Origin of the sequence: Mucilaginibacter ginkgonis, assembly GCF_009754905.2 — a bacterium.
In the GTDB taxonomy this organism is placed as follows: domain Bacteria; phylum Bacteroidota; class Bacteroidia; order Sphingobacteriales; family Sphingobacteriaceae; genus Mucilaginibacter; species Mucilaginibacter ginkgonis.
Genome location: NZ_CP066775.1, coordinates 186,689 through 206,636 on the forward strand (window position 1 = coordinate 186,689; position 19,948 = coordinate 206,636).

Sequence of the window (19,948 nt, forward strand, 5' to 3'; positions counted from 1 at the left end):
CGAGGAACGAAGCAATCCCGTAGCTAACGTCTGTGAATGCGACGAGATTGCCCCGCCATCAAAGATGGCTTGCAATGACACTCAGACATAAAATTGAAACAACAATCAAAAATACCTGATAAAACCATCGATGGTGCCCAACGCGCCATTGATGGTAATTTTGAGCGATACGATAATCTGCTTAAAGGCAGCACTATTATTATATTGTTTAGCATCTTAACGGTGCTGTTTTATTTTGGATTAATCGGCTTGTTGTGGACAATACCATTTCCGCATCTCAATTTTCTGCATAACTATAACGGATATTTTAACTGGGCGTCATTCGCTATCGCCGCGCTTATATTTTACTGGTACCGGCAATCACCCTTGCTGTCTTACCTACTATTACTCTTAATATTTGGAATCACTTACGGCGTAACGTTGGTCGAAGCTTCTCATCAACAAGGCGAGCTATCTACCCGCATCATCTACGCAGCCATGCTTTTTACTGGCGGGTTTGGGATCACAAGATTGCTTACGAAAAGACACTTAAATATTCTAAGCGGCATCTTAAATATCCCGTTATGGCTGGCGCGGTTTGTGATTAAGCCCATGTCTGCAAAATATTAACTCTGGCTGAGTTTTTTTGTGAGCAATTAACTTACGCTTAACATTCGGTTAAAACTTATCGGCGTAAATATAATCTGGTGTTAATGGTCAGTTAACACCATCTCCGAACCTTTGTGGCTAAATCAATCTCACAACTCCATGAAGAAGTTTTACTTTCTCCTATTATCCATTTTTGCTGTTCTGGCCGCTCAAACGGCGAGTGCGCAGTTAACAACCGCTACCGTTAGCGGTAAGGTTGTCGACGAAAAAGGCATTACCATGCCTGGTGTAACCGTTAATGCCGTTAACACAAGCACCGGCACACGTTACGGCACTCAAACAAACGTAGATGGACGTTATAGCATCGCAAATGCTAACCCTGGCGGGCCTTATACCATCACGGTCACTTTTGTAGGCTACAAAAAAGAAGTACGTGAAGACATCACACTTAGCTTAGGAAACTCTACTTACAATTTCTTATTAAGCCCCGAGGCTACTGCACTTAAAGAAGTAACTGTCCGCGCAACCGGCGGTGCCACAAAAACAGGTGCCAGCACACGTATAGGTCAAAACGCTATTAAGACTTTGCCATCTATCAACCGCAACTTTCAAGACCTTACCCGTACTACCCCGCAAAGTAACAATAACTCTTTCCAGGGTACTAACTATCGTTATAATAACGTAACCTTAGACGGTGCCATCAATAATGACGCGATTGGTTTTAGCCCTTCTCTTGGTGGCCAAAACAATACATCCGGTCAGGTTGGTAGTAGCACACGTACAAACCCGGTTTCTATAGACGCGATACAAGACATACAGGTTTACGTTGCTCCTTACGATATCAAGATCGGTAACGTATTAGGTGGTTCTATTAACGCTGTAACACGCAGTGGTACAAATGATGTAAGCGGCTCATTCTATAGCTATGGCCGTAATGCTTCATTGGTTGGCCCTAACAATGCCTCTGCACTTGCAGGCGGCGATGGTTCAAGTTTGCCTTCATCGTTTCATGACTACCAGATCGGTGGCCGTTTAGGTTTCCCTATCATCAAAAACAAATTGTTTTTCTTCACTAACGAAGAAATTAACCGCCGCGTAGACCCTGTAATATCCGGCGCCGGTACCGCAGGTTCTGCAAAGATCCTTTCGCTGACAGACGCGCAAAATATTGCTGCAGCGTTCAAGACATATAGCGGGATTGATGCCGGTACTTATGATAATACAACCATCTTCTCAAACTCAAACAAATTTTTTAACCGTTTAGACTGGAACATCAATGATGCAAACCAGTTAACGTTAAGAAATAATACCATCACTTCATCAGCTACCAACTTAGAGCGCGATCAAAGCAACTTCCGTTTTGGTGGTATCGACTATACATCGCATAATAACTCTACATCTACTGTGTTGGAGTTAAAATCAAGATTGAGCAATTTTGCCAGCAATAACCTGTTATTAGGTTACTCAAACGTACATGACTATCGCGACCCTAACTCGAACCCTGCTTTACCGCAGATAGAGATCACCGGTAACACTCCCGGTACTACCATTTTCTTAGGTACAGACCGTGAGGCTGCCATCTTTGATATGCATCAGAAAACGTTCGAGTTCACAGACAACTTCGTGTTAACTACAGGCAAGCATACGCTTACATTTGGTACGCACAACGAGTTTTATGACATCACTTACAACTTTGTAAATGCTTGGAACGGCCGTGACGCTTATGGTAGCATAGCAGCATTTTTAGCAAACACACCATCACGCGTGCGTACAAACTTTAATTACACCAATAACACACGCGATTATATTTTAGCTAATCCATCAGCACAATTTAAAGTAAACCTGTTAAGTTTATATGGCCAGGACGAGTTTCAGGTAGCGGATAACTTTAAGTTGAACTACGGTTTGCGTCTGGATTATGCAGGTGTACCGAACAAACAACCATTGAGCGCAAAAACTACAAATGCTCCGGTTGACCCTAATTATGGCAATACATACACTTATACTCAGCCAAGAAATATCACTAACAAATATTTAGATAATGTTGAGTTTAACGGCCGTGTGTCTTTTAATTGGGATCTGTTAGGTGATCAAAGTGTTATTTTGCGCGGTGGTACCGGTACATTTACAGGCCGTGTGCCTTTTGCATGGTTTGGTTATGCGTTCTACAACAATGGTAACACTTATGGTGCTTACGACAGAAGAAACACAGCAGGTCCGTTTACTGCAGGTACCAACCCTGTGCAAGCGCCTGCTAATGGTGGTTTAGGTTTCGTTAACCAGCAAGTGCCGGCACCTAACACCAGCGCTACAGGCCCCACCCAGGTTGACTTAATTGACAACAACTTTAAAATGCCGCAGGTTTGGAGAAGCAGCTTAGGTTTAGATTATACCACTCCAGATCAGTGGAAGTTCACTATCGACGGTATTTATACCAAGACCATTTACGATCTTAAATTCCAGCACGTAAATTTGGTTGATAATGTAATTTACTATCCATACGATACACAGCACCAACAACCAATATTTGTTGCAGGCGCTAACGGTAATGGTGGTACAAGCCAGGCTATAAGCAACCTTTACACCAATGCTTATTTATTATCAAACACAAGCCTTGGTTACCGTTACAGCATCACCGGCCAAATTGCTAAACTGTTTACATTGTCTCAATTAAGCAATATCAACGCAACGGTTGCCTATACTTACGGTCACTCTAAAGATGTGACAAATGGTATCCGTAACTCAATGGAATCTAACTGGCAGTTAAATCAGGCTTTGAATCCAAATAATCCTGGTTTAGCTAATTCAAACTTTGATATCCGTAACCGCATTGTGTCTACATTAAACTTCATGACCAATTGGGACGCTGCCAAAAATTATACTGCAAACTTTACGTTTTTCTTAAATGCGCAGAGTGGTAACCCATATACATACGGTTTTTATCCTAACCCTATTAATGGTACAGGTCAGCAAGTTAGTTTAGCTTACATTCCAAAAGTAGGCGAGACGATTAATTTCTTCCGTGATATAGCAGGTGGTGCAACAGCGGCCCAACAGGCAGCAGCTTTTGATAACTTCATTAACACTGATAAATACTTGTCTACACGCCGTGGCGATTTTACACAGCGTAACGCTGCTTTCACACCGTGGAACACCAGCTTAGATTTCCGTTTTGCTCAGGAATTTAAATTTGGTAATGGCAAGAGGAAACAAGCTATCACATTTACTTATGACATTGTTAACTTAACCAACCTGTTGAACAAGCACTGGGGTCAATACTACTTCTCTCCAAATACTTACAACTCAACATCAAGCATTGGTTTGACAACTGCTACAGCAGGTACTGCAACTACAAGCCCTGTTTACAGGTTTGCAGACCCGGGCTTGCCATATTCAGTTGATTATTTCGCATCACGCTGGCAAATGCAGTTCGGTGTACGCTACAGCTTCTAATTTGAGTTAATTACAATAGATCAGTTGATAGAACTCCCGGTGAAAGCCGGGAGTTTTTTTTGTTTGCAGGATCTAAAAACACAAAACCCCGTTTGATTCCAAACGGGGCTTTCGTATCAATAGGTTAAATTACCATCTTCTGTAACCACGGCCATAATACCTGGTGTGATATACAACGGCAGGGCGTGAATAATAGCGTGTTCTTACATAAACAGGGCGCCTGTAGTAACCGCCGTATACGGGGCGATAAGCCGGTTCATAATAAACGGGTGCCGGTGCTACCACAACCGGGCGGTAGTATGGGCGATGATATACAGGTGTACCGAAGTTTAAACCTACATGCACACCAACTTGTGCTTTTGCTGCGCCTACGCTTAATAAAATTGCAGTTAGGGCTAGAAAGGTTATACGTTTCATAATGTGTCTGTTTTAATTTTTACCTGATGCTTTATCAGCATTGTTATATTAATACAGACAAGGATTGTGCCATCGCGTTTAACGTTGAGCGTTTTAAAATTGACCTGCAGAGCCTAATCGCTTGTGGCACAAGGTTAAAAAAATCAAATATTTCTAAAGAAATGGGTGGTGTAAAAGTTAAAAGCCCTTGCCGAGTTTGTCCAGCATCTCCTGGGGGACTTTCTGAAGGTCTAATACCAGGAAGCCGTCAAGGCAATCCTCAAATTTAGGATCTATGTTGAAACAGATGATCTTGGCGTTAAGGGTCATGTATTGGCGAAGCAACACTGGCACCTTCATATTGCGCGATTCCAGTTCAGATATCAGGTTGTCCAAACCTTTAAAACTGTCTTCTGCCTGCAGTAACAAGTCGGCATCGATACTTGAAAAATCAACCTTAAATTTCTTGCGCGGCTTAACGTACTCTGCCAGTTCGGGATCAAAATGGTTACGGGTAATATAATCTACTATGAGCGATTTTGAAAAATTAGAAAAGCTGTTGCTGATACTCACCGGGCCTATAAGATAACGGTACCGCGGGTTCAGCGTAACATACTTGAGGATGCTTTTCCAAAGTAAGAAAAGCGGCAGTGGTTTTGCCTGGTATTCTTTACGGATCCAGGAGCGCCCTAATTCGAGGCTTCGTTTTAGTATCGATGTAAATTGTGATTTGATCTTAAACAGGCTGGCCGTGTAAAAGCCTTTTTTGCCCATACTGTAATAGATCTCGTCGCCAAGGCCAATACGGTAAGCACCTACCAGCATATTTGCTTCAATGTCCCAGATAAATAGGTGATGATAGTAAATATCATATTCGTCAAGATCGGTGCTTTTGTTAGTGCCTTCGCCAACCTCGCGGAAAGTGATTTCCCTTAACCGGCCGATCTCGCGTATTACATTGGGTATGGCAGAGGTTGGCGCAACATACACCTCATAGTTTTTTTCTGTTGTGATCAAGTAATTCTCGCGCAGTCCGTCAACCTCTTTTACCATCGTGGCACGGTCTGTTTCGGGCTCAATCGCTGCCGGGCTTTTTTTGATCTTAAACAGGTTTCGTGGATTAAACAAACGCTTCTCGTCCTCCAATCCTGCGCCCAAGGCATATGTTTTGGCCCTTAAGAAATTAAGCAGCTTACCAGGGTTATTATGACCCGGAATATCTTCAACTTTAATTGGCTTACCAATACGCAGCTTAATGGTATGGCCCTGTTTATTGAATAATTCGGATGGCAACTTGGCTGTACGCAAAGTTGGGTGTATCAAGCTCAATAGATTAAAAAGAACGCCATTGTTACCATGAAAATAAATAGGCACAACCGGTACTTTGGCCTTGCTGATGATCTTGCCTACTACAGGGTGCCATAGTTTATCGGTAACCTGTTGCTGGTCTATTTTGAATGTGGATACCTCGCCGGCAGGAAAAATCCCTATAGGTGTGCCGTTTTGCAAAAGCTCAAGTGTGGACTTTATACCGCTGATGCTTGATGAGTGTTCGATATTTTCGAACGGATTAACAGCTATAAAGTAGTCGCTTAGGTTTGGTATTTTCTTTAGGAGGAAATTGGCCATTAGCTTAGCATCAGGCCTTACCATGCACAGCATCTTTAACAATACCATGCCCTCTATCCCGCCATAAGGGTGGTTGGCTATAGCAATGAAAGCGCCGTCTGCCGGAATGTTTTTAAGATCGGCAGGGTCAAAATCAACGGTAACGCCACAGCCCGCAAGAATGGCATCGACAAACTCGGGCCCTTGCTTTGGTTGCGCCTGGGCAAAAAGTTCATTTACCTGGTTGATCTTCATCACCTCCATCAGAAGTGCTGCAAGGCCCGGCATCTTCAACTTAGACAGTCCGGTGGCATCGGCAAACTCCTCTGTGGTGATTATCTTCATAGGTTAGCTCAAATTTATTTATTTTCAACTGCCAAAAGCAAACCAATTGATGAAAAGCGACCTTAAAAATTACCTGTCCATAACAAAGAAGGAGTGGAATGGGGTAATTGTGCTGGTTGTGTTGATCGTGTTGGTAGTAAGTGCGCCGTACGTGTACAAGGCGTTTCGCAAAGATAAGACAATAAATTTTGCACAGATAGACAGCCTGGTTAAGCTGATGCCGAAAGTAAAAACGACTGACAGCACAAAATTAAACTTGCCTTCTAAACTAACATTTTTTAACCCAAACCAATTGAGCGATAGCGGCTGGATGAAGCTTGGGTTGAATGCGCATCAGGCAAAAATGATTAAACATTACGAAGAAAAAGGCGGCACCTTTAAAACTAAACAGGATGTAAAGAAAATATATGCCATTTCTGCTGAGGACTACAAACGCCTGGAACCTTACATCAACCTTCCGGGTGGCGAAACTGTACCTGCCATTATAGACATCAATCACGCCGACTCGGCAACGGTGACAACATTAAAAGGCGTCGGTCCCGCTTTTGCCATGCGCATTATCCGTTATCGCGACAAATTAGGCGGTTTCCATGCCAAGACCCAATTGAAGGAAGTTTTCGGGATAGATGAGGAACATTACCTGCTGATCAAAGACGCTGTAAAAATAAACGCAAACGCAATAAAGAAAACCAATATCAACAAGGCTACTTTCGAAGATCTTCGGCGTTATCCGTATCTAAGCTACAAACAAATTAATGCCATTATCCAGTACCGCAGCGAGCATGGCGATTATGATAATTTTGACGACCTGAAGGACGTGGCGATATTGGATGAGGCTACCCTGAAGAAAATAAAGCCTTATTTGGTTTTTAAATAAAATAATTATCAAAACGATGATTTCGGAAGAAGAACTACAACAAAATGAGGTGCTTACAGTCGAAACCCGGTATTTGGAAACCTATATTGAAGGGCGGGATCATGAAAGCGGCGACGATTTTATTATGACTGGGATTGGTTTCGGTAATGAAGATGATATTAATCTCCAAAATACTTCTAAAGCCGACATCGATTTTATTGCCAATGCAAAGCAAGACATACCAAGATTAATTCAGGAAATTAGGCGCTTGAAATCTGATTAAGATTCTTCGCTATTCCCTGAATAAAAAAAGATGCTTCGACAGGCTCAGCATGACACAACTGATTTAAACCTTAAAAGCCGTCCCTCCCGGGGAGGATTTAAGAGGAGCTTTCTATAAACTTCGTGCGACACAAGGTATTGTGCCGCTACAATTCCACAATTTCATAATTCTAAAAATTCGGGTTCAGACAATCTCAAATCTCACATCTAAGCGGTATCTTCGCCCATGCAAGAGAAAATCCTCATTCTCGACTTTGGTTCGCAGTTTACCCAGCTTATTGCACGCAGGGTTAGGGAGCTAAATATCTATTGCGAGATACATCCTTACAATAATGTTCCGTCGGTTGACGATAGCGTTAAAGGTATAATCCTTTCAGGTAGTCCTTACTCCGTTCGCCAGGATGATGCACCGCATTTCGATTTTCAAAACCATCATACCAAATTGCCCATACTTGGTGTATGCTATGGTGCGCAGTATGTGGCCCACTTTAACGGTGGCGAGGTAATGGCCTCTAACACCCGGGAGTATGGCCGTGCCAACTTGCAGTTTATCAATGCAGAAAGTCCGTTGTTGAAACAGATACCCGCCAATTCGCAGGTGTGGATGTCGCACGGGGATACGATCAAAAAATTAGGTAAGGATTTTGAAATCATAGCTAGTACAGACAGCGTTGATGTTGCGGCTTATCATATAAAAGGCACACAAACTTACGGCATCCAGTTCCACCCCGAGGTGACGCATAGCCTCGACGGCAAGCAACTGCTGCAGAACTTTTTGGTAGACATTTGCGGTTGCAAACAAGACTGGACCCCCGATTCATTTATCGAAACCACCATTGCCGCGTTAAAGGATAAGTTAGGTGACGACAAGGTGGTGTTAGGCCTTTCGGGTGGGGTAGACTCATCTGTTGCCGCTGTGCTACTTCACCATGCCATCGGCAAAAACTTGCATTGCATTTTTGTAGACAACGGCCTGTTGCGTAAAGACGAATTTGAGTCGGTGCTTGAATCTTACAAGCACATGGGCTTAAACATTAAGGGTGTAGACGCGAAGCAGCGTTTTTATGATGCGCTGCAAGGCCTGTCAGATCCCGAGAAAAAGCGTAAGGCCATAGGCCGCGTGTTTATAGAGGTATTTGACGATGCCGCTCACGAGGTGCAGGATGTTAAATGGCTGGGCCAGGGCACCATTTATCCGGATGTGATCGAGTCGGTTTCTATTAAGGGGCCTTCGGCAACGATTAAATCGCACCATAATGTGGGTGGTTTGCCAGACTTTATGAAATTGAAGGTGGTAGAACCGTTGAATACTTTGTTTAAGGACGAGGTACGCCGCGTTGGCCGGGCCCTCGAAATAGACGATAACATTTTAGGCCGCCATCCTTTCCCGGGTCCGGGTTTAGCTATACGTATACTGGGCGAGATAACACCCGAGAAAGTTGCGATTTTGCAAGAAGCCGACGCGATATACATCAACAATTTACGCTCGGCCGGTGTTTATGATAAAGTTTGGCAGGCCGGTGCAATTTACCTGCCGGTGCAATCAGTAGGGGTAATGGGTGATGAGCGGACGTATGAAAACGTCATATGCTTACGCGCGGTGGAATCTTTAGACGGTATGACCGCCGACTGGTGCCATTTGCCTTATGATCTGCTTGCCAAAATATCGAACGAGATCATTAACAATGTTAAAGGCATAAACCGGGTAGTATATGACATCAGTTCTAAACCGCCTGCTACAATTGAGTGGGAATAAACTGTGGTTAATTGCCGCCGTTGCTGCCTTTGCATCGTGCTCGCCCAAGGTTAGGCCTGTTGTACAACATCCTGCGCCTGAAGCGCCCATGCCTGTCGAAAAATCAAAACCCGTTGTGGCAAAGCCTGCCACGCCCCGTTTTTCAACCATCGCCATAATCATGCCGTTCAACCTGGATAACCTTAATCCGGCGGTTGGTTACTCCAAGACAGCACTAAAGCAGGCGAACATGGGCATCAGTTATTACCAGGGTTTTAAACTGGCGCTTGATTCGTTAACTGCAGATGGTTACAATTTCCGTATCCAGCTTTTAGACGGTAAAGACAATGCTGGCACGGCCTCGGCTTTGGCATCAAATAGCAAAGTCCGTAACGCCGATCTGGTGGTAGGGCCAATTTTTCCTGAAGGGATAAAAGCGTTTGGCACCGCTTCTATGAAGCGCAAACTAATGTTGTCGCCATTGTCGCCTGTTTCACCGGCTACGTTTAATAACCCCAATTTAATTACCGCGACCCCACCGCTGGATTACCATGCAAAACGAATGGCAGGCTACGCGGTTAATACGCTTAAAGCCAAAAAGGTATTTGTATTAAAATCGGGATATAGCGAAGACAATAAATACATCATCCCTTTTAAAGAAGCGGTTGACAGCCTAAGCAAATTACGTGTTAAGGTAATTCCCTTCGTGGTAACCAGAGGCAATCTTACTTCCTTATTGCCGCAATTGTCCAAGACAGAAACCAACGTTTTTCTGCTGCCATCTTTAAACCAGGCATTCCTGCAGGTAACGTTACGCTCGCTCGACTCATTGTCGAAAAATTACCCGGTCGCGTTAATAGGCCACCCCAGTTGGGAAGGCTTTACCTTTTTACGTGCCGAAATGTTACAGCGTTTAAAGACCGTAATATCCTCGTCGGAACATATCAATTATAAAAGCGGCGAAACGGTTCAGTTTATCAGGGCTTACCGCAAGGCTTACCATAATGAGCCCGATGCCTACGCAATAAGGGGATTTGATGAGGGTATGTACTTTGGCGACTTGCTGGCCGGATCACATGGCAACCCTATCAACGCCGCAGAGCGCGATTATGACGGCTTGAGTAATCATTTTCATTTTGTACGGAAGCCCGGTTTAGGCTGGATAAACACACATGTATTTGTATTGCGATACACCAACTATGAATTACGTGTAGTAGAATGAAAGCCCTGAATCAATTCAAAACTTTTGAGCGGTTGCTACAAGCTTACCCTGCTAATGTGCCCTTAGGCAAGTTTTTGCCGGGTTTCTTTCGTCAAAATAAACAGATGGGTTCTACCGACCGCAAGGTGGCCAGCCGTTTGATTTACAACTATTTTCGTTTGGGCCGGGCAGTGCCTGATACTCCTGTAGATGAGCGCCTTTTTATCGCAGAGTTTTTGTGCAATAACCAGATCAACTCTTTCATCCAGCATTTCAAACCCGAGTGGGCAACCTGTATAGATTTCGCTGTTGATGAGAAAATAGCCATTATTAAGAAGGCTTTCCCGAGATTTAATTTAGAAGACGTTTTCGCGTGGGCGAACGAACTATCCCCAGACATTGATAAAGAGGCTTTTTTAAAATCATTATTCGTTCAGCCCGATCTGTATATCCGTATACAAAAAGGTAACGAACAGCAGGTAAAAGCCGCGCTAGCAGCGGCAGAAATACCATTCAGGTTAGAAAGCGAAAATTGCCTGGCATTACCAAACGGCACCAAACTGGATGCAGTTTTTCCTAATCAGCATTTCTTTGAAGTTCAGGACAAATCGTCCCAGCAAACTGCAGCATATTTTCAGCCCAAAAAATGGGAAGCGTGGTGGGACGCGTGCGCGGCATCGGGAGGGAAGTCGTTGCTGCTGCATGATCTGGAACCGACTGTAAAACTGGTAGTGTCTGACGTTCGCGAAAGTATTTTAGCTAACCTTGACGAACGCTTTGAACAAGCGGGTATACTTAAATATCAAAAGAAACTGTTAGACCTGACTACTAATTGCGATGCCGAAATGCACCATTACGAGTTTGACGGCATCATCTTGGACGCGCCTTGCAGCGGTTCGGGCACTTGGGGCCGCACCCCCGAAATGATCAGCCAGTTCCAGGACCACAGCATTGCATTCTTTCAGCGACTGCAGAGGGCCATCATACCGAACGTAATTAAATATCTAAAACCCGGTCAGCCTTTGATCTACATTACATGCTCTGCTTTTGAGGCGGAAAACGAAGCTAACGTCAACTTCATGACCGATCAATTGGGTATGGTTTTAGAAAGCCAGCAGGTATTGAAGGGATACGAACATAAAGCCGACACCATGTTTGTAGCGCGGTTGATCCGGAAAGAGCCCGAACCGATTAAAGAAGAATTACCTGATTGGGATCCGCATATTGAATTGAGTTAGGTGTCGATAGTAATTCAGAACCGCAAGGCCACGCAAATAATTCAGCTGCTATCTAAATTGAGATTGCTTGGTCACTACGTATCTCGCAAAGACGAGAACGTATACTTAATTCTCACGTCTTGATTCTTGGCTCTTGATTCTTGTCTCTGAGTTTAAAGCCCCGTATTACTCCTGAACAACTTTATTGCGATAGCTAAAAGAATAACGCCAAAAGCTTTGCGCAGTATATTGAGCCCCGTTTTGCCAAAGAGCCGCTCGAGACGCTGTACGTTTTTCAACACTAAGTATACAAATAACGTATTAGCTACTATGCCCACAATGATATTTTGCGTAGCGTATTGAGATTTTAAAGATAGCAGCGTAGTCATGGTACCTGCACCGGCGATGAGCGGGAAAGCGATAGGTACGATGGATACACTCTCTGGCATTTCTTCTTTGAAGAACTTTATGCCTAATATCATTTCCATGGCAATGATAAAGATCACCAGCGAACCTGCAATGGCAAATGATGGAATATCTAAACCAATAATGGCAAGCAGTTCATCGCCCAAGAAGAGAAACGCAACCATCAGCACTAACACCGCAATACTGGCCTTTTCCGACTGGATATGTCCTACCCGTTGGCGCATCTCAATGATCACCGGGATGGCCCCCAGGATATCGATGATCGCGAAAAGGATCATCGTTACAGAAACAATTTGCTGCCAGTTAAAGTAGGTCATGTTGCTTTATGCTGATGTTCTTTAGTTTTTAATCTGATGCTAAGCAAAAAGCCAAGCAGGATATAAAACGAAGATAGAAAAAACACGGCATGCACAGAGACGGCAGAGATCAATCCGGCGCAAACAGGGCCAAGGGTTTGCCCGATAGACGCATATGATTGATTGATGCCTAACACTTCTCCCTGGCGTCGCTGGTCGTTGTGGTCTGCAATGATGGCGTTTAGCATAGGGTTACGCAAGCCGTTGAAACTCGCGTATATAATAAGGCTTACCGCGAACATCATGAATGTATTGGTAAACCCGGTGGCGAACATGGCACCCAGGCATATCAGCGTAGAGAAGAGCAATATAACCGACTTTGACGAAAATACCTTTGTAAACAGCGGCACGCACATTTGCATGATAATGCCGGCGATGCCAAACACAGCGTAGAACAAGCCCATCTTAGTCGGGCTGATCTTTAGCACGTCTACACTGAAGGTTTGAAAGCCAATGATCATGGTAAACTGCGCCATGGTGAGCAAAAAGCCCGTAATCACTGCTGTGCCTATCACGGGCATTTTTATACCTGTTATCAGCGAAGAGAAATTAAACTTATTGTCGGCACCCTTCTTACGCATTGATGCGGTATATGTTTCTTTGAGAAGGAAGACTGTTGCTAAAGTTCCCATCAGCGCTATCCCTGCGGCAAAGAAGAAGGGAAACTGCAGGCCAAATTTGCTGAGCAAGCCACCAAGTGCAGGGCCAAGAACAAACCCAAACCCAAAAGCCGAACTAAGGAAGCCAAACTTTTTTGCGCGGTTGTCTGCCGTTGAACTGTCTGATACCATGGCCTGCGCTACAGATATATTGCCGCCGGTAATGCCGTCGAGGATCCGCGCGGCAAAAAGCATATAAATATTTGTAGCGGTAGCGAATAGTATGAATGAAAGGCACGTACCTGCCAAACTGATGGCAAGAATGGGCTTTCGTCCCCATTTGTCTGACAATGCACCTAAAAGCGGTGTTGCAAAAAATTGAGCGATGGAGAATGATGCGGTAAGATAGCCTATGGTTACTTCTGTTACACCGAAGCGCTTACCGTACGCATATAGCAAAGGCACGATAATACCAAAGCCCAGCGAATTAACAACGCAGACCCCAATCAGTACCCATAAATTTTTATCACCCTTCATCAGCTATTGTATCGTCTTTAAAGTCGTTTCAGCAACACATCATTAACAAAAAAGGTTCTGCGTTTTGCAGAACCTTTTAATTATCTATCGACTAAAAATTAATCAAATTTTTCAAAGTCCGACGCGGTTGGCAATGCGTCTGCCGCGCTGGTTCCCAGTTTACTATTGTTTTTGCTATAGCTAAGGTAAATCACTAAGCCAATAGCCATCCATGCTAAAGCGCTTAACTGTGTGCTTGCAGGTAAACCATAGATCATGGCACCACAAACCAAAATACCTAAAATTGGTACAAGCGGTACTAAAGGCGTTTTGAATGGCCTAACCAGGTTTGGTTCTTTTCTGCGAAGAATGATAACGCCGATACAAACCAGTACAAACGCGAACAACGTACCTACAGAAGTTAGATCGCCTGCAATACTTTCAGGCAAAAATGCCGCAAATAAACCTACAAAGATGAACAGGATTAGATTGCTCTTGTATGGAGTTTTAAATTTAGGGTGCAGTTCTGAGAATACTTTTGGCAGCAAACCATCAGTAGACATGGTATAGAACACGCGCGACTGGCCTAAAAGCATCACCAGAATTACTGATGAGAAACCTGCCAGGATGGCAACAGTAACCAAAGTTGATAGCCATGCATATTGGCCCATGTAATGGCTTATTGCGTAAGCAACTGATGCTTCTTTACCAGATTTCATGAAATCTGTAAACGGTGCAACACCTGTTAATACCCATGAGAACAGGATGTATAAAATAGTACAAACCACCAGTGAACCTAATATACCGATAGGCATATCGCGTTTTGGATTTTTAGCTTCCTGTGCTGCAGTAGAAACCGCATCGAAACCAATAAAGGCAAAGAATACGATGCCGGCGCCGGTAAGTACGCCGCCCCAGCCATGATTAAAGGTAGGCAGGTAGGAGTAGATTTTACCGTCTGGTTGTGTAACATCAGGCTGATTTGCAGGAATTAAATATGGCGTGTGGTTAGCCGGGTTTATAAACTGCCAGCCAATCGCGATGAACACCAAAACGATAGCCACCTTGATGAACACTATAATAGCGTTTACAGTAGCAGATTCCTGGGTGCCCTTTACTAATAGTAATGATAGTGCAAGCAAAATAACCAATGCAGGCACGTTCATGATACCGTGATGGGCTACGCCATTGATAATTTCTGACTGGAGTGGCGAATGGCACCACTCAAAGGGTATTCGATGCCCCAGGAGGTTATTGGCATATTCGCTCCAACTGATGGATACAGTTGCTGCCCCAAGTGCATATTCAAGTATCAACGCCCAGCCGATTACCCAGGCAACAATTTCGCCCATGGTGGCATAAGCGTAAGTATAGGCACTACCCGCGATAGGGATAATAGAGGCAAACTCTGCATAGCAAAGGCCCGCGAAAGCACAACCGATTGCGGCAATGATAAATGAAATGGTAACGGCAGAACCTGCGTGACCGCCCGCGGCAGCCGCGGTTCTTACGAAAAGGCCCGCGCCTATAATTGCGCCAATGCCCAGCGCAATAAGATTACCTGCGCCCAGCGTACGCTTCAGGCTACCTTCGCCCTCAGTTGACGCCAGCAGCTGGCTTAATGGTTTCTTAACGAATAACTTCATGTTGTTAGTTCAGTGTAAAGATTTAATCATGTTTATCTCCAAACCTAATCAATTTATCTGAAAAACAGAATAGCGGCATTTGTAACAATAAGAAGGCGGGAAACACCTCACCCAACCCTCTCCAAAGAAGAGGGTTTTATAGAACCAGGTTTAAAAAAATCAACTTTGTCATTGCGAGGAACGAAGCAATCCCGTCGCGTTTTATTTAGAGTCCCAAGAACGGGAAAGAATTTTTATGGCGTTCCCTTCGCTTCGCTCAGGTCGGGCCATTCGCTGTATCTGCTGCGCAGGATGCCGCTCCTGTCCCTAACGCGGAACAGAAAATGAATTTATCTTACAATAACGGATTCTGGCTGATAAGGTCGAAATAGTTATCTATCTCGTTTAGCAGTACACCGGCAAGGCCAATGTGCGGACTTTCGTACCAGTAGCAAGGCGTTTCGATATCTATTCCTGCTTCGCGGATAAGGGTTACCACGTTACTTTTCAGTTCTTTTCTGATGTCTTCCCAGCTGCGTGGTTCAGTGGTGGTTTGAGGTACTATTTGCAGTATCTGTTCGGCTTGTTGTTCTGTTAAAAACACTTTGTCGTTGGTTTTAAAGTCGTATTTTTTTTCGTCAAGAAATGATACCAGTTCATCTTCCTGAAACTCATTGTGAACGTTTACCACTACTGCCATACGCAAAACTAACTAATTATGTTTCAATGAAAAATACGAAAATAAAAAAAGGAGAAAATGTTTAAATTTTCTCCTTTTCATTAATTAAGTATTAAAATATTTAAGCTTTTCCATCGCTTTTCATATGATAAGTAACCATAGACTGGATCTTAATTTCTTTTTGAATGTGTTTGTTGGTATTCACCTCTTTGTGTAAGTGAGGCGCGATAACCAAAGAGACAATCGACATCAGCTTGATCAGGATATTCATAGACGGACCTGATGTATCTTTGAACGGATCGCCCACTGTATCGCCCGTTACAGATGCTTTGTGCGGTTCTGATTTTTTGTAAAACATCTCGCCATTGATCTCAACACCTTTTTCGAATGATTTTTTTGCATTGTCCCATGCACCACCTGCGTTGCTTTGGAAGATACCCATCAATACACCCGAAACGGTTACGCCTGCTAAAAGTCCGCCCAATACTTCGGGGCCGAATGCAAATCCGATGATCAGCGGTGTAATTAAAGCAATAGCGCCGGGGGCAACCATTTCGCGGATTGAGGCGGTGGTTGATATGGCCACGCATTTCTCGTACTCGGGTTTAGCTTTGTATTCCATAATGCCTGGTATTTCGCGGAACTGGCGGCGGACTTCTTCTACCATGCTCATTGCAGCGCGGCCCACAGCCGATATACAAAGCGATGAGAATATAAAAGGGATCATGCCGCCTACAAACAAGCCGGCCAAAACATCGGCTTTGTAGATATCGATATGTTCGATACCTGCAACACCCACAAACGCCGCGAATAACGCAAGTGAGGTAAGTGCCGCAGAGGCGATAGCAAAACCTTTACCTGTTGCAGCAGTGGTGTTACCCACAGCATCAAGGTTGTCTGTACGGTGGCGCACACCTTCGGGCAATTGGTTCATCTCCGCGATGCCGCCCGCGTTATCAGCAATAGGGCCGAAAGCGTCAATAGCCAGCTGCATTGCAGTTGTAGCCATCATGCCCGCCGCCGCTATGGCAACACCATAAAGGCCTGCAAAGTAGTAAGCCCCAAAGATACCTGCCGCCAAAACGATGATCGGCAGCACGGTAGATTCCATACCGATAGCCAGACCGCCGATAATGTTGGTAGCATGACCGGTAGACGATTGCCTGATGATGCTCATCACCGGGCGTTTGCCCATCGCGGTGTAATATTCGGTAATGATAGACATCAAGGTACCTACTATCAGACCGACAATGATAGACAAGAACACGCCTGTTTTGGTGAAGATAAGCGCGCCTTCTTTTACATTGTGGCTGGCATCTTCATCGCGGATCAGATGCATAGAACCTTCGGGCAGCATCCATCTTACCACGAAGAATGTAGCGATCGCGGTTAATACGATAGAAGTCCAGTTACCTATATTCAAAGCGTTTTGTACGCTGTCATCTTCATTTTTTATACGGACAAAAGACGCGCTCAGGATAGAGAAAATCAATCCAAGGCCTGCGATAACCATCGGCAATAAAACCGGGGCTATACCACCAAAGGCATCATTTGAGTGCACTTCGCGGCCTAATACCATGGTAGCAAGCATAGTAGCCACATATGAGCCGAACAAGTCTGCGCCCATACCGGCAACGTCGCCTACGTTATCGCCTACGTTATCAGCAATGGTAGCGGGGTTACGCACGTCATCTTCAGGGATACCTGCTTCAACTTTACCTACAAGGTCGGCGCCTACGTCGGCAGCCTTAGTATAAATACCACCGCCAACGCGTGCAAACAATGCTATAGATTCCGCACCAAGCGAAAAGCCTGCTAAAACCTCAAGGGCTTTTTGCATTTCTTCGCCGTTAACATTGCCATGAGTTTGTACAACGTATATCTGGTAAAAAACAATAAATAACGATCCTAAGCCCAACACGGCCAAACCTGCAACACCTAGGCCCATAACAGTACCACCTGTAAACGAAACTTTAAGTGCTTGCGCTAAGCTGGTTTTAGCTGCCTGGGTGGTACGCACGTTTGCCTTTGTTGCAATGCGCATGCCCAGGTAACCGGCAAGCGCCGACAAGAACGCGCCTATGATAAAAGAAACGGCAATAACAGGGCTTGATGTGGTAACCGTTGTGCCCGACCACGCCAGTAAAATAACCGCTATAACGGCAAAGTAGCTTAGTACTTTCCATTCGGCACGCAGAAAAGCCATTGCGCCATCGGCAATGTAGCCTGCCAGCTGCGCCATGCCGCCGTCGCCGGCGTCTTGTTTAACAACCCATGCAGATTTTGTGGCCATAAACAACAGGCCGACGAGTCCAAGCACGGGGATACAATAAATTAAGTAATTGTTCAGAACATCCATATAAATTGGTTAAAGTAATTGGTAATGAGGTCCCCAATGTTCATAAAATTTTCGGCACTTGCAAATATTTGAGCCGTAAAATGCGCCAAATTACCACTCATTTAAATATTTTAAATAGTTTAGGGAACCAAACGATAAGCTTAATGGAAAATAGTACGGATAAAAAAGAGATGAAGCACGAGCTGGGCTTGCTTGACGGTACCATGCTGGTTGCAGGCTCTATGATAGGCTCAGGGATATTTATTGTAAGTGCCGATATCGTTCGCCATGTGGGCTCTGCAGGTTGGCTGATCGCCATTTGGTTGCTTACCGGGTTTATGACCCTAACCGCTGCTGTGAGCTATGGCGAACTAAGCGCCATGTTCCCCAAAGCTGGCGGGCAATATGTGTATTTGAAAGAAGCTTATAACAAGTTTGTTGCCTTTTTATACGGCTGGAGTTTCTTCGCTGTAATACAAACCGGGACGATAGCTGCCGTAGGTGTTGCCTTTTCTAAGTTTACAGCATATCTGATACCGGCGGTTAGCGAAGACAATATTTTGCTAGCGATAAATACCGGCGGCAGCAAACCCTTTACTATCAGCGCGGCGCAGTTAGTTTCCATTGTACTTATCATTTTGCTTACATGGATAAATACCCGTGGTGTTAAAAGCGGCAAGATCATACAAACAACGTTTACATTAACGAAATTATTAAGTCTCTTCGGGCTGATCATTTTTGGCTTATTAGCCTTTAAAGCTGATGTATGGCATGCCAACTGGAATAACGCCTGGAACATGCATGCGCTGAATGCTAACGGAACCATCACCGCCCTTACGACTGCTGCAGCAATGGGCGCCATTGCTGCTTCTATGGTAGGATCTATTTTTAGCAGTGACGCCTGGAACAGCGTGACATTCATCGCGGGAGAAATGAAAAACCCGCAACGCAATATTGGTTTAAGTTTGTTTTTAGGCACGCTTATCGTGACTGTTATCTACGTTTCTGCCAATGTAATGTACACCGCGGTGCTGCCTATGCATGAAATTGCTACGGCAGAAAAGGATAGGGTGGCAGTAGCCGCGTCGCACGTTATTTTTGGAAATATAGGAACGATAGTTATCGCGTTGATGATCATGGTATCAACTTTTGGATGCAATAACGGGTTGATACTGGCCGGAGCCAGGGTTTACTACACGATGGCGCAAGACGGGCTATTCTTTAAGAGAACCGGTACACTCAACAAAAACGCAGTACCCGAATTTGGTTTATGGATTCAATGCCTGGTAGCATCTCTGCTTTGCCTGAGCGGCCGTTACGGCGACCTGCTGGACATGATCTCATTTGTGGTAGTCATCTTTTACATCCTTACCATTGTAGGCATATACATTCTTCGTAACAAACGCCCTGACGCCCCGCGACCATACAAGGCGTTTGGCTATCCGGTTTTGCCTGCAATTTATATTTTAATGGGTCTGGCGTTCTGCATATTGTTAATCATCTACAAACCTGAATTTACCTGGCCGGGACTGATAATTGTGCTGATAGGCATACCTATCTATTACATCTCGCAAAGAAACGTGAAGAATGAACAAGTTTTGGATTAGGAATGGCATCGTTTTTTAACACACCCCTATCAAAGGCAGTGAAGATTTGCGGTGCCTTAGCTATCCCCTCTCAAGAGGGGAAATGCAGGCTAGTGCAGTTTGCAGAAATGTTGAAAAAGGG

General features: G+C 44.5%; 15 protein-coding genes. 8 read left to right on the forward strand and 7 right to left on the reverse strand.

Translation table 11 applies throughout. The annotated features are described in order from the left end of the window. Positions 1-93: 93 nt before the first annotated feature. Both GO620_RS00850 and GO620_RS00855 read left to right on the forward strand, forming a co-directional pair. A complete protein-coding gene (locus GO620_RS00850) occupies positions 94-609 on the forward strand; it encodes a hypothetical protein (protein ID WP_157523266.1) in 516 nt (171 codons plus the stop codon). A gap of 138 nt (positions 610-747) precedes the next feature. Next, positions 748-4,041 (forward strand): TonB-dependent receptor, encoded by a 3,294-nt coding sequence (locus tag GO620_RS00855; protein ID WP_157523265.1) that lies wholly within the window; start codon positions 748-750, stop codon positions 4,039-4,041. Positions 4,042-4,170: 129 nt separating this feature from the next. Here GO620_RS00855 and GO620_RS00860 read toward each other — a convergent pair whose 3' ends face one another. Together GO620_RS00860 and GO620_RS00865 are read right to left on the reverse strand one after the other, a co-directional pair. Then, the gene (locus GO620_RS00860) at positions 4,171-4,458 is read right to left on the reverse strand and encodes a hypothetical protein (RefSeq protein WP_157523264.1); all 288 of its coding nucleotides are present in this window, start codon (positions 4,456-4,458) and stop codon (positions 4,171-4,173) included. Positions 4,459-4,635: 177 nt separating this feature from the next. Next, positions 4,636-6,390, reverse strand: coding sequence for a lysophospholipid acyltransferase family protein (locus tag GO620_RS00865; RefSeq protein ID WP_157523263.1), 1,755 nt, complete (start codon positions 6,388-6,390; stop codon positions 4,636-4,638). A gap of 49 nt (positions 6,391-6,439) precedes the next feature. Here GO620_RS00865 and GO620_RS00870 point away from each other — a divergent pair, with 49 nt between their 5' ends. The 5 genes from GO620_RS00870 (at position 6,440) to GO620_RS00890 (ending at position 11,702) form a co-directional block, all read left to right on the forward strand. Then, positions 6,440-7,267 (forward strand): helix-hairpin-helix domain-containing protein, encoded by an 828-nt coding sequence (locus GO620_RS00870; RefSeq protein WP_157523262.1) that lies wholly within the window; start codon positions 6,440-6,442, stop codon positions 7,265-7,267. A 16-nt stretch (positions 7,268-7,283) separates the two neighbouring features. Further along, on the forward strand, positions 7,284-7,529 hold the full coding sequence (locus tag GO620_RS00875; RefSeq protein WP_157523261.1) for a hypothetical protein: 246 nt from the start codon (positions 7,284-7,286) through the stop codon (positions 7,527-7,529). Positions 7,530-7,754: 225 nt separating this feature from the next. Continuing rightward, positions 7,755-9,284 carry a glutamine-hydrolyzing GMP synthase gene (guaA, locus tag GO620_RS00880; RefSeq protein WP_157523260.1) on the forward strand — a complete coding sequence of 510 codons (1,530 nt, stop codon included), beginning with the start codon at positions 7,755-7,757 and terminating at the stop codon, positions 9,282-9,284. Then, the gene (locus GO620_RS00885) at positions 9,241-10,485 is read left to right on the forward strand and encodes an ABC transporter substrate-binding protein (protein WP_157523259.1); all 1,245 of its coding nucleotides are present in this window, start codon (positions 9,241-9,243) and stop codon (positions 10,483-10,485) included. Before guaA ends, GO620_RS00885 begins: the two co-directional genes overlap by 44 nt. Next, positions 10,482-11,702: an RsmB/NOP family class I SAM-dependent RNA methyltransferase gene (locus GO620_RS00890; protein ID WP_157523258.1), complete on the forward strand. Its 1,221-nt coding sequence runs from the start codon at positions 10,482-10,484 to the stop codon at positions 11,700-11,702. The genes GO620_RS00885 and GO620_RS00890 overlap by 4 nt, the downstream gene beginning before the upstream one ends. Before the next feature lie 152 nt (positions 11,703-11,854). Here GO620_RS00890 and GO620_RS00895 read toward each other — a convergent pair whose 3' ends face one another. The 5 genes from GO620_RS00895 to GO620_RS00915 all read right to left on the reverse strand — a co-directional run bounded on the left by GO620_RS00895 (position 11,855) and on the right by GO620_RS00915 (position 18,241). Then, on the reverse strand, positions 11,855-12,424 hold the full coding sequence (locus GO620_RS00895; RefSeq protein WP_157523257.1) for a MarC family protein: 570 nt from the start codon (positions 12,422-12,424) through the stop codon (positions 11,855-11,857). Then, positions 12,421-13,599, reverse strand: a complete 1,179-nt coding sequence (locus GO620_RS00900) for an MFS transporter (protein WP_157523256.1) — start codon at positions 13,597-13,599, stop codon at positions 12,421-12,423. The genes GO620_RS00895 and GO620_RS00900 overlap by 4 nt, the downstream gene beginning before the upstream one ends. Before the next feature lie 98 nt (positions 13,600-13,697). Further along, on the reverse strand, positions 13,698-15,224 hold the full coding sequence (locus tag GO620_RS00905) for an amino acid permease (protein WP_157523255.1): 1,527 nt from the start codon (positions 15,222-15,224) through the stop codon (positions 13,698-13,700). A 334-nt stretch (positions 15,225-15,558) separates the two neighbouring features. After that, complete coding sequence (locus GO620_RS00910) at positions 15,559-15,903, reverse strand: hypothetical protein (protein WP_157523254.1); 345 nt, start codon at positions 15,901-15,903, stop codon at positions 15,559-15,561. Positions 15,904-16,003: 100 nt separating this feature from the next. Further along, positions 16,004-18,241: a sodium-translocating pyrophosphatase gene (locus GO620_RS00915; RefSeq protein WP_157523253.1), complete on the reverse strand. Its 2,238-nt coding sequence runs from the start codon at positions 18,239-18,241 to the stop codon at positions 16,004-16,006. 143 nt (positions 18,242-18,384) lie between these two features. Between GO620_RS00915 and GO620_RS00920 the strand changes: the two genes are divergently transcribed. Beyond that, positions 18,385-19,827, forward strand: coding sequence for an APC family permease (locus GO620_RS00920; RefSeq protein WP_157523252.1), 1,443 nt, complete (start codon positions 18,385-18,387; stop codon positions 19,825-19,827). Positions 19,828-19,948 lie beyond the last annotated feature (121 nt).